The organism is Rhodococcus sp. P1Y (genome assembly GCF_003641205.1).
Classification (GTDB): Bacteria; Actinomycetota; Actinomycetes; order Mycobacteriales; family Mycobacteriaceae; genus Rhodococcoides.
Genome location: NZ_CP032762.1, coordinates 5856984 through 5868661, shown reverse-complemented (window position 1 = coordinate 5868661; position 11678 = coordinate 5856984). Strand labels below are relative to the sequence as shown.

At 65.2% G+C, this 11678-nt stretch carries 8 protein-coding genes; 6 read left to right on the top strand and 2 right to left on the bottom strand.

The genetic code is table 11. The features are described from left to right. Positions 1-6: 6 nt before the first annotated feature. Positions 7-498, bottom strand: a complete 492-nt coding sequence (locus tag D8W71_RS27265; protein WP_121118307.1) for an inorganic diphosphatase — start codon at positions 496-498, stop codon at positions 7-9. A gap of 137 nt (positions 499-635) precedes the next feature. Here D8W71_RS27265 and dacB point away from each other — a divergent pair, with 137 nt between their 5' ends. From dacB to hpt, 4 genes are all read left to right on the top strand, one after another. Then, complete coding sequence (dacB, locus tag D8W71_RS27260; protein WP_121118305.1) at positions 636-2042, top strand: D-alanyl-D-alanine carboxypeptidase/D-alanyl-D-alanine endopeptidase; 1407 nt, start codon at positions 636-638, stop codon at positions 2040-2042. A 56-nt stretch (positions 2043-2098) separates the two neighbouring features. Further along, positions 2099-3121 (top strand): zinc-dependent metalloprotease, encoded by a 1023-nt coding sequence (locus tag D8W71_RS27255; protein WP_236078164.1) that lies wholly within the window; start codon positions 2099-2101, stop codon positions 3119-3121. Further along, positions 3097-4095, top strand: a complete 999-nt coding sequence (tilS, locus tag D8W71_RS27250; RefSeq protein WP_442972003.1) for a tRNA lysidine(34) synthetase TilS — start codon at positions 3097-3099, stop codon at positions 4093-4095. The genes D8W71_RS27255 and tilS overlap by 25 nt, the downstream gene beginning before the upstream one ends. A gap of 70 nt (positions 4096-4165) precedes the next feature. Next, positions 4166-4720, top strand: coding sequence for a hypoxanthine phosphoribosyltransferase (gene hpt, locus D8W71_RS27245; RefSeq protein WP_121118301.1), 555 nt, complete (start codon positions 4166-4168; stop codon positions 4718-4720). Here hpt and D8W71_RS27240 read toward each other — a convergent pair. Continuing rightward, complete coding sequence (locus D8W71_RS27240; RefSeq protein WP_236077631.1) at positions 4717-7140, bottom strand: serine/threonine-protein kinase; 2424 nt, start codon at positions 7138-7140, stop codon at positions 4717-4719. The genes hpt and D8W71_RS27240 overlap by 4 nt on opposite strands. Positions 7141-7246: 106 nt before the next feature. On the opposite strand from D8W71_RS27240, the gene D8W71_RS27235 reads away from it, so the two are divergent. Next, positions 7247-8509: a M23 family metallopeptidase gene (locus tag D8W71_RS27235; RefSeq protein WP_236077630.1), complete on the top strand. Its 1263-nt coding sequence runs from the start codon at positions 7247-7249 to the stop codon at positions 8507-8509. A 279-nt stretch (positions 8510-8788) separates the two neighbouring features. Further along, on the top strand, positions 8789-11596 hold the full coding sequence (gene ftsH, locus D8W71_RS27230; RefSeq protein WP_121118297.1) for an ATP-dependent zinc metalloprotease FtsH: 2808 nt from the start codon (positions 8789-8791) through the stop codon (positions 11594-11596). The last annotated feature ends 82 nt before the right edge of the window (positions 11597-11678 follow it).

The window sequence follows — 11678 nt, the reverse complement described above, 5'->3', positions numbered from 1 at the left end:
TTCTTCTCAGTGCTCCGGATTGTCCGCCAAACGCTTGAACGATGCAGCGATTTCGGCTTCTGCCTCTGCGCGCCCCACCCAGTCTGCTGCCGTGACGTGCTTGTTCGGCTCCAGATCCTTGTAATGGACGAAGAAGTGCTTGATGGCTTCCAGCTCGAAGGTCGACACGTCGCTCAGGTCTTGGATGTGATCCCAGCGAGGATCGCCGGCTGGAACGCACAGCACTTTGTCGTCGCCGCCCGCCTCGTCGACCATCTTGAACATGGCAACGGGCCTGGCCTCGACGATGACGCCGGGGAACACCGATTCGGGGAGCAACACGAACGCGTCGAGCGGGTCGCCGTCCTCGCCGAGGGTGCCTTCGATGAAGCCGTAGTCGGCCGGGTATCCCATCGCGGTGTACAGGTAGCGGTCGAGGCGTACACGACCGGTCTTGTGGTCGACCTCGTACTTGTTGCGCTGACCCTTGGGGATCTCGATGGTGACGTCGAACGGCACGTGCAGACCTCGCTCTTCTTTGTACTTGGCGGCGTCTTGTTCGACGCGCTGTGGTGGCGGCGCCAGCGTACCGGACCCGAGGATACTGTTGGAGGAACTGCCACCGGGCAGAGATTCGATACCGAAAAGAGGATTGGGTGGCGGGGTTGACCAAGCGATCTCTCGGCCCGACCGCAGGCCGTAAGCGGCGTCGCACTCGAATCCTTCTGATTCTCGGCGTCGTCGTAGCTCTGGCCGCGGGCGGAACGGCCGTCGCGGCGATCTTGCCGCTCACCTCGGGTGAGGACTCCGCGGCTCCGACGGCGCCCGAGCCCGACCCGGTCATTCCGGCGCCCGCCATCGTGCCGGTGCCCGAATCGGCGCCGGTGCCGAGCGCGGCAGGGCTTGCTGCGGCGCTCGCCCCCGTCGTGGACGCTCCTGAACTGGGCGAGTTCGCCGGGATGGTGGCCGACGCCGTCAGTGGCGAGGTCCTGTGGTCCACCGGCAGTGACAACCCGATGACACCTGCGTCGACGACGAAAGTCCTCACCGCAGCCGCCGCGATGTTGGCACTCTCGCCCGAACACCGCGTCACGACACGGGTGGTCAAAGGCCAGAGCGAGGGCGAGATCGTCATCGTCGCTGCAGGCGATCCGACCATGACCGCGCAGCCGACGGGCACTCCAGGGTTTTATCCCGGTGCAGCGCGGATCGACGACATGGTGGAACAGATCAAGCGGTCTTCGGTTCCGGTGGATCGAATCGTCGTCGACACCTCGATCTACGACGGTCCCACGATGGCGCAGGGATGGTTCGAGCCCGACGTCGCCGCCGGATACATCACGCCGATCGAACCGATCATGCTCGACGGCGGCAGGTCGATACCGTTGGAGGACGAGTCTCCTCGCAGCGCCCAACCTGCCCTCGACGCAGGCCGAGCACTCGCACGGGGGCTGGGAATCGACCCCGCGCGGGTGACGCTCGGAACCGCGTCGGAAGGTGCCGACCAGGTGGCGAGCGTCCAGTCAGCCCCGCTGCGTGATCGGCTCGGACAGATGATGGGTAGGTCGGACAATGTTCTGGCCGAGGCGATCGGTCGAGAGATCGCCATCGAGACCAACGCGTCGCCGTCGTTCACCGGTGCGGTCGACTCGATCGGTCAGACCCTGTTCTCTGCGGGCTACGACCTGACCGGGATGAAACTTCACGACACGAGCGGGCTGTCGGTCGACGATCTGATTCCCGCTCGAATCCTCGACCAGATATTGACCTCGGCCGCTGGGTCGGACAAACCGGAGTTGCGCCCGATGCTCGACTACCTACCCGTTGCAGGCTCGACGGGCACCTTGTCGGACCGCTACGCAAGCAACGATCGCATCGGCGCCGGATGGGTACGTGCCAAAACTGGCACACTGTCGAACGCAAGCGCTCTCGCCGGATACGTCGTCGATGTGGATGGCAGGGCACTCACGTTCGCGCTGATGTCCAACGATCGGCCGCCCGAGGTATCGCGGCCCGCACTGGACGCCGTCGCGTCGACGCTCAGATTGTGTGGTTGCCGGTGAATGCCAAGAACACGGACGTAGAGAGCACCAACGACGAGAAGTCGGAATCGCGTGGAATCGGCGGCGCCGTCGACTGGGCCCTGGCGTCCAAGACCGGTGCCAAGCTGGCTCCGAAGGAACCGGCGACCTCGCGCTACACCGCGGAAACGGCCGTCGAGGAACTCGCACAGGCATCCATTCGTGCCGAAGGGCCGGTTCGGGAGACGACAGGACTGGCCGACGGTCTCCCGGTTCCCGAGGCGCAGATCGTCACTCGCGCTGGGTGGATCGAAGCAGCAGCAGCGTCCATGAAGCACCTCACCGGTGACTCGGACGCCGAGCCGTCGGGACTGCTCGCCGGCAAGCCCGCGGGGCTGCAGGCAGGCGCGATGCTTGCGTTTCTGTCCAGCGCCATCCTCGGGCAGTACGACCCCTTTACCGGCGAGCACGGCACACTTCTGCTCGTCGCGCCCAACATCATCGCGGTCGAGCGAGCATTGAAGGTTCCGCCGAGCGATTTTCGGTTGTGGGTGTGCCTGCACGAGGTGACGCACCGAGTCCAGTTCTCCTCCGCGCCGTGGATCGGGGAGTACATGCGTAGTTCGGTGGCGGTCCTCTCCGACGGAGTCGACGAGCCCATGGGCGAGTTCGCCGGCCGATTGACCACCGCACTCAAGGCTCGCAAAGCGTCCGACAAGGCCGAGGACGGAGGAATCGTCGGACTGCTTCGTGCCACTCAGCCCGCCGCGCAGCGCGACGCCATAGACCGTCTGTTGGTCCTCGGAACCTTGCTCGAGGGGCATGCCGATCACGTCATGGACGCGGTAGGGCCCGCTGTGGTTCCGTCGGTCGCGCAGATCAGAAGCGCCTTCGACAGCCGACGTCGGCGTAAGCAGAACCCGTTGCAGCGCGTCGTGCGAGCCTTGCTCGGAATGGACGCGAAGATGGCGCAGTACGTCCGCGGCAAAGCGTTCGTCGATCATGTGGTCGGTGCGGTGGGAATGGAACGCTTCAACGTCATTTGGACCGACGCGAGCACCCTGCCTTTGCTCGACGAGATCGAGAATCCGGACCGGTGGATCGCGCGCGTCCTGGGCTGATGCTGCCGGAGACACCAGCGATCCTCGAGGTGCGCCTCGCCGTGCGTTCGTGGCTGCGGTACTGGTCCGGCCCAGTGGCCGTTGCGCTGTCCGGTGGCGCGGATTCTCTCGCACTGACCGCGGCAGCGGCGGCCGAGGCCCCCGAGGTGGTGGCACTCGTCGTCGATCACGGTCTGCAGTCCGGATCCGCCGCGGTCGCCGCTACCGCAGCCTGGCAGGCGACGGCACTCGGTTGCGTCGACGCGAGGGTGCTGACGGTGACTGTCGGAACCGACGGCGGCATGGAAGCTGCTGCCAGGCGCGCCCGCTACGACGCGCTTCGAGATGCGCGGGGCGAGTCGGCGGTACTCATCGGGCACACGCTCGACGATCAGGCGGAGACCGTCCTTCTCGGACTCTCGCGTGGGTCGGGACCGCGGTCGATCGCCGGTATGGCCCCATGGGACGCGCCGTGGGGGAGACCGTTGCTCGGGGTGAGACGGTCGGTGACGTGGCAGGCGTGCGGTGACCTCGGAATCGCCGCGTTCGAGGACCCACACAACGTCGACGACGCCTTCTCCCGGGTCCGGTTGCGCCGCGAAGTGCTGCCGCTGCTCGAGGACGTGCTGGGCGGCGGCGTCGCCCAGGCACTCGGCCGGACCGCGACTCAGGTCCGCGAGGATTCCCAGGTTCTCGACGCACTGGCGGTGGACCTGCTCCACTCGGCGGGCGCCGGCGACGACCTGTCGGTGACGGTGCTCACTGACGTACCTCCGGCGCTTCGTCGACGAACTCTACGTCTGTGGTTGCTGCGCAATGGCGCAAAAGGGCTGTCGGACAAGCAGTTACGGTTGGTCGACGATTTGATCGGAGAGTGGCGTGGGCAAGGGGGCGTTGCTGTGAGCGGCGCGCCCGACGGTGCGAGGTTGGTGGTGGGGCGTCGGCGTGGCAGGCTTGTCACGGAGCTGGAGTGGAGCCTGCGGAATGACCATTGAGGCTGGAGTGGAGCCTGAGGGGCTTTTCAGGGAATCCGTGAACGAACGAGAACCTACGAAGGGACGCGCCGTGTACGAGGGCGACATCGAATCGATTCTCATCTCCGAGGAGCAGATCAAGGCTCGAACCGCGGAGCTTGCCGAGGAGATCGCCAAGCTGTATCCGGTGGGCGCGCCCGAGGGTGATCTTCTTCTGGTCGGTGTCCTCAAGGGCGCGATCATGTTCATGACCGATTTCGCGCGTGCGCTGCCGATTCCCACGCAGCTCGAGTTCATGGCGGTCAGCTCGTACGGTTCGTCGACGTCGTCGTCCGGCGTGGTGCGCATTCTCAAAGACCTCGACCGTGACATCAACGGCAGGCACGTGCTCATCGTCGAGGACATCATCGATTCAGGGCTGACGTTGTCGTGGCTCAAGCGCAACCTCGCGACGCGGAATCCTGCGTCGTTGTCAGTCGTCACGCTGCTGCGTAAGCCGGATGCCATCAAGGTCGACGTCGAGGTCGGACACGTCGGTTTCGATATCCCCAACGAGTTCGTGGTCGGGTACGGACTGGACTACAACGAGCGTTACCGCGACCTGCCCTACATCGGAACCCTCGAACCCCGCGTCTACGGCGGCTAGTTCCTGGACACGACGCGGCGTAGCGCTCCGAGGTCGCGCTCGATCAGACGGAAAATCGAGTACGACGCCACGAACGCGGCGATCCCGCCGACGCAGACGACCCGTACGACGTCGAGTATGTCCGGAATGTTCTCCGCTGGAACGAAAGTCAGACCGCCGACGGCGACCAGGGGAATTGCCGCGGCCACGGTCAGGTAGCCGATGCTGCGCCTGCTGGCTCTGGCGAGCAGAACGTCGTCCCGCTCACCGGCTCGTCCGTAGGGAAGGAACGACGGGTACAGGCATCGCACGGCGAACAGCGACACCAGGAAGAACGGGTATGCCGTCGCCATGGCTCCGCACACTACGAGCGATGCGATGAAGTGGACGTATGCCTGGGCCGGCACCGAACCGGCAGCGATCTGCAGCGACACCGGAAATGCGATCCCCGCACATACCCAGAGTCCGAGGCACACCGCGACCACGCGGCCTGCGACCTGCAGAGTGTCGTACCGCACGGCTGCGAGATCGTCGTCCGAGACGGGCTTGCCTGCGCGTAGGGCACGGGGAACGGACAGGACCCGTCGGAAGAAGTACACGATCATGGCCAGCCCGACGGGCCAGAACACCCCGTTGATCACTGCGGTGATCGTCTCGAATTGATCCTGCGCGACGGGCAGAAGATCGCCGATGATGAGGGCCTTGTTGTGCTGGTAGTTGTAGAACGCCGCGGTGACGTTGGGAATGCCGATGGCGGCCGTCATCGTCGGGACTGTGAGTTTTCGTAGCCGAAACCGAGTACTCGTCGGAGGCGGGTCGACGAGATCTCGCGCGTGCTGGTCGAGGCACAGCTCGAACTGCTGGGCCAGCTCCTGGCCCGTCGACCATCTGTCCTCGGGCAAGGGTGCGAGGCATCGGGTCAGCACGCGGCGCAGCGTCGACGGGCAATCCGGCGGGAGGGCGGCGACGGCAGCGTCGCTGATTCCGGCGCGGCGCATCTCGAGTAGCCCGTCGATGACCGTCCGGTCGCCGTCTCCGGATGCCGGCGAGGCGTCGTCGAACGGTTTTCTGCCGGACAGGAGCTCCCACAGCACGACCGCCAGCGAGTACAGGTCGCTTCGGGTGTCCAGATCCTCGGCGCTACCCGGTCTGCCCGGATGGCAGGCTTCCAACTGCTCTGGGGACATGTACGACAGCGAGCCGCCGAAATAGGCGACCGGGCTGTCGCCGTCGACCTGGTCGGAGAAACTGATGTTGAAATCGGCCAGCTTCGGCACACCCTCCGCGGTGAGCAGTATGTTGGCCGGTTTGATGTCCCGATGCAGCACGCCGTGCTCACCGGCGTAGTGCAGGGCCTCCGCGAGTCGTCGCCCCAGCCACGCTACGGTCTCCGGCCACGACAGTGCAGAAAGAGACTGTCGCACAGTCGAATCGGTGGGGCGCAGACTCCCGCGGGCGTCGAGTGCCGTGTCGACGACGTCGAGGAGCAGTGTGCCGCTTCGCTCGCTGGGCTCGCATGCGCGCACCCGTACCAGCAACTCGAGCAGGGTTCCGCCTGGCACGTACTGCATGTACAGGAGGCGAAGACCTCGGTCTGCAAGCAGACGTTGGTCGAAGACACGCACGATGTAGTCGTGGTCGAGCTGCGCGAGAGTCTGTGGCTCGCTGCCGCGATCCTCGGAAATCTTCACCGCGACGATCCGTTGCATCGACCGTTGGCGCGCCAGAAAGACACGGGCGAATGCTCCTCGACCGAGGCCCATCAGGAGATCGAAGTCGTCCACTCGCTCGCCGACGTCGAGATCCTCCAGCTCGCCGGGCGAACCTGGACGAGTCCACGCCAGCCCGGCGGTCGATGTCGCATCCGAGGTCGCCGTCATCTCTGACGTGTAGGCCCCGGTGGGTCGGCCCGTCAGTGTTCCGTCGAGGTCGGGAGGATGTTGGGCCGTCGGCTCGCCGACCATCGTGTTCAGCAGTTCGGCGAGCGCGGCAGCTTGATGGGGGAACTCGGTCAGATACTCCGGCGGCGACACGGAGTCACCGCTCTGGCGTCGAATGCAGAATTCTTCGTAGATGAGGTCCGCAGGCAGAGACCGAGCGTCGATCTCGTCGAACTCCGCGCAGTACTCGTGCAGGCGCTTCGGCATCCGAAACCGCAGCCAGCGTTCCTGGAGGTCGACGGAGATCAACTTCTCGAGCCATCGACGACGGATGACATCCGAGTCGGGGAGGTAGTCGGCGAGAACAGGCGGTTCGGGTGCCCCGCTGGTGGTGATCGCGTTCCACGCGCGGTGCAGGCGATGCACCGCGTCGACCTCGAGGTCGACGCCGACAGGCACAGTGGAGCGGGTCGAGGACGCGTCGGCCATCACCGGAACGGTGCCCGAGCTGGCTCGAACTGTGTTCTCGTCTGCGGTGACTCTGTCCGAGCCTGGCTGCACGAGACCAACCATAGACCCAGCGACGGCGTTACGCCTGGTGGAAGCAGTTGATTCGATACTGCGGAACCGCGACGGTCACCTCGTCGGCAGGCCTACATTCATCTGTATGAACCGCAGAACCACTCTGTCGAAGTGCGCCTGCATGGTTACCGTCGCGATCGTGGCCGTGGCCTGCTCGTCCTCCACCGAGGGCTCGGTTGATTCGACCGAATCGACCCCTTCTGTCAGCTTGTCCGAATCTTCGCCGACCACGTCCGCGGCGGAGCCACCTCCCGAGTTCACGCCGGTGCTCGGTCGTGTGCTGGAAGCGCCCGAACCAGTCCTCGCGACCGACAGCAAAACCCACCTGGTCTACGAGCTCGTTCTCACCAACGTACTGGCACAGCCGGTGACGCTGGAGTCCGTGGAAGTCCGCAGCGACGGCGACAGCCTTCTGACGCTGGACGCCGCCGAGCTTCCGGCATGGCTCCGAGTTCTGGGTTCCGCTACGCCCGGAACGGTGCTGGGACCGGGGCAGAGCGGCATCGTGTGGGTGGACGTCGCATTCGACGACCCTGCTCAGGTGCCCGGATCGCTACGGCACGTCGTGACCGCGACGCCGGAGAACGCAGCTCCGCCCCTGGTCCCGACTACCCTCACCGAGGATATTGCGTACACGGATGTGCCGGACTCTTCTCCGGTGGTGATCTCCCCACCTCTTCGTGGCAGCGGGTGGCTCGACGGAAACGGTTGCTGCGCCGTGACGCCGCATCGAGGGGCAGTCAATCCGATCGGGGGAGGGCTGTTCGCTGCGGAGCGCTTCGCAATCGACTATGTCCAGCTGAACCAGGACGGCAAGATGTTCGACGGTCCAGCGAACGTGCTCGAGAGCTACGCGTATTTCGGCGACGAGATACATGCCGTCGGCGACGGGCCCGTCGTGGCAGTTGTCGACGGTCTTCCCGAACAAACAGCAGGCACCAGTCCAGTCGGACTTCCTGTCGATCAGTACGGCGGTAACCACGTCGTGCAAGATCTGGGCGGCGGGCACTACGCGTTCTACGCCCATCTGAAGACGGGTAGCACCAGTGACGTCGCGGTGGGTGACGAGTTGAAGACGGGGACGAAAGTCGGGCTGCTCGGCAACAGCGGAAACACCGATGCGCCGCATCTGCACTTTCACGTGATGGACGGCCCGGATCCGTTGCATGCGAACGGTATTCCGTTCGTGTTCGATTCGTTCGAGCTCACTTCGAAGTTGGCAGGCGAGGAAGCCCTGGATCAGCTGGTCTCGACAGGCGGGCCGGCCGCCATGGACCCGACGTTCACCTCAGCCGATCGCTCCGAGCAGTTGCCCCTGACCTTCGATGTCATGACGTATAACGAGTAAAACGCAGGAGGGGTGTCCTCGGCTTACGCGTTTTGACACAATCGCTCCCGAGCCGGGGGGCGAACCCGATGCTGTTCGGGAACCTGACGGGCGTGGGGGACGTTGGACGAGGGAAGTGTGAACGAACTGCAGCACTGCCGAGGGTTCGATGCACGTCGGGCCTCGGACGCACTTCGGGTACGGCGCGACTGTGCGCGGTAGCCTGGAGTATCCGGTGCGCGGCCGGAGCCGCGCGTTGGAGATGACTGGAAAGGACGAGGCCGTCTCGGCTGAAGCTGTATGAATCGGAAGACAGTTATACGGAACCTGGCCATCGTTTTCGGGATTCTGCTGGTGATCTTCGCCTTCAGTTACTTCGGAAACGACACACGCGGCTGGAAGACCGTCGACACGTCGGTGGCGATCGCGCAGCTCGATTCGAAGAACGTCGACAAAGCACAGATCGACGACCGCGAACAGCAGGTCCGTCTCTACCTGAAGAACGGTAACGACGACACCGGCAACGAGACGCAGATTCTCGCCAAATACCCGGACTCGGCGTCGCAGACCATATTCGACAAGGTGAGCGACGACGGCCTCGAGAGCTACAACACTGTCGTCAGTCAGGACAGCTGGGTCTCGTCGCTCCTTCTCTTCGTCCTCCCGATGCTCCTTCTGCTCGGCGTATTCATCTTCATCATGAGCCGTATGCAGGGCGGCGGTCGCGGTGGAGTCATGGGCTTCGGAAAGTCGAAGGCCAAGCAGCTCAGCAAGGACATGCCGAAGACGACGTTCCAGGACGTCGCAGGTGCAGACGAAGCTGTCGAAGAGCTGTACGAGATCAAGGATTTCCTGCAGAACCCGGCGCGCTACCAGTCGCTCGGCGCGAAGATTCCCCGCGGAGTCCTGCTCTACGGCCCTCCCGGAACCGGCAAGACCTTGCTGGCGCGCGCGGTTGCCGGTGAAGCAGGCGTTCCGTTCTTCACTATCTCCGGCTCGGACTTCGTGGAGATGTTCGTCGGCGTCGGCGCCTCCCGTGTGCGCGACCTCTTCGAACAGGCCAAGCAGAACAGCCCGTGCATCATCTTCGTCGACGAGATCGACGCCGTCGGTCGCCAGCGCGGCGCCGGCATGGGCGGTGGCCACGACGAGCGTGAACAGACGCTCAACCAGCTACTCGTCGAGATGGACGGCTTCGGGGAGCGCACCGGCGTCATCCTCATCGCGGCGACCAACCGCCCCGACATCCTCGACCCAGCGCTACTGCGTCCGGGCCGATTCGACCGCCAGATTCCGGTCGGTGCCCCCGACCTCGCAGGTCGTCGCGCGATTCTGGCGGTGCACTCCGCCGGAAAGCCCGTCGCACACGACGCAGACCTGGAAGGTCTGGCCAAGCGCACCGTCGGTATGTCGGGCGCAGACCTCGCCAACGTCATCAACGAGGCCGCCCTGCTCACCGCGCGCGAGAACGGGACCGTCATCACCGAGGCGGCGCTCGAAGAATCGGTCGACCGAGTCGTCGGCGGACCACGTCGCAAGAGTCGCATCATCAGCGAGCACGAGAAGAAGATCACGGCGTACCACGAAGGCGGGCACACGCTTGCGGCGTGGGCTATGCCCGACATCGAGCCCGTCTACAAGGTCACCATCCTGGCCCGCGGGCGCACCGGCGGCCACGCGATGACAGTGCCCGAGGACGACAAGGGCCTGATGACGCGGTCGGAAATGCTCGCCCGACTGGTCATGGCGATGGGTGGACGTGCCGCAGAAGAACTCGTCTTCCACGAGCCGACCACCGGTGCGTCCTCGGACATCGACCAGGCAACGAAGATCGCCCGCGCAATGGTCACCGAGTACGGCATGAGCAGCAAGCTCGGCGCGGTCCGGTACGGCCAGGAACAGGGTGATCCGTTCCTGGGTCGGTCGATGGGCGTGCAGTCCGACTTCTCGCACGAGGTCGCACGTGAAATCGACGAGGAGGTACGCAACCTCATCGAGGCTGCGCACACCGAGGCGTGGGCGATCCTCAACGAATACCGCGACGTGCTGGACATCCTGGCCACCGAACTGCTCGAGCGCGAAACACTGACCCGTAAGGATCTGGAAAAGATCTTCACTGGCGTGACCAAGCGACCTCGAATCACTCTGTTCAACGACTTCGGCGACCGCATTCCGTCGGACAAGCCTCCGGTCAAGACACCCGGTGAGCTCGCGATCGAGCGCGGCGAGCCGTGGCCTCCGCAGCCGGTTGCTCCCAAAGTGGTTCCGCCGCAGCAGTTCCCGCAGCCCAGTTACGCCGGATCGCCGCAGCTGTCCAAGGGAGCTCCCGAGGGCTACAACGGTGTGAGCCGTCCGAACGGTTACGGACCGGGTAACGCGTACAACGGTGCACCAACCCATGGTTCGCCTACGAACGGTGCGCCTCCGAACGGTGCACCCACGAACGGTGGGCCGAGCAACGGTGCACCCACGAACGGTGGGCCGAGCAACGGTGCTGCAAATGGTGCGCCGAGTAATGGTGCGCCTGCCAGCGGTGGACCCAACAACGGTGGACCCAACAACGGTGGACTGCCGTACGGCAGCGCGCCGTACAACGGTGGACAGGGCGGTTCGGGGCAGCACTCCGGTGGGGGTTACTCCGGCGGTTCCTACCGCAACCCCGAGTCGCGGCCGCAGCCTGCGCGGCCGGACTACGGTGCACCGGCCGGATGGTCGGCACCGGGTTGGCCGCCCCGTGACTCGGGAACGTCGGGTTCGGACGCCGGCCGCAGTAGCGGCAATCGCTACTCCGATCAATCGCCGCAGTACCAGTCGCCTCCCGCGTACCAGTCGCCCCAGTACCGCCCCCCGCAGTACCAGCCACCGGAGTATCGGGAGCCCGGCAACGATCGGGACGCGCACGGTGACGAGCAGGGTCAGAACACCCAGGCTTACACCCCTCCGGCGCAGGCTCCGGCGCCTCGGTACCAGGATCCGGCGGGATCACAGTGGGATCCGCTGGGCGGGCTGCCTTCGGGTGGGCACCGCGAACCTGAGGAACGCGACACCGATCGAGACGGCGACGACGGCCCTCGCACTCAGCGCTGGGAAGGTCCGAACGGGCAGTAGTCGGACCTGTCCGTGCACGGCGATAGGCTGACACGACGAGTTCCCGCGGCGACATCGGCCACGGAGGACTCGAAGCGGAGCA

Coding starts and splice junctions, on each gene's coding strand:
- ftsH (WP_121118297.1), top strand. CDS start 8,789: ATGAATCGGAAGACAGTTATACGGAACCTGGCCATCGTTTTCGGGATT.
- D8W71_RS27235 (WP_236077630.1), top strand. CDS start 7,247: ATGAACCGCAGAACCACTCTGTCGAAGTGCGCCTGCATGGTTACCGTC.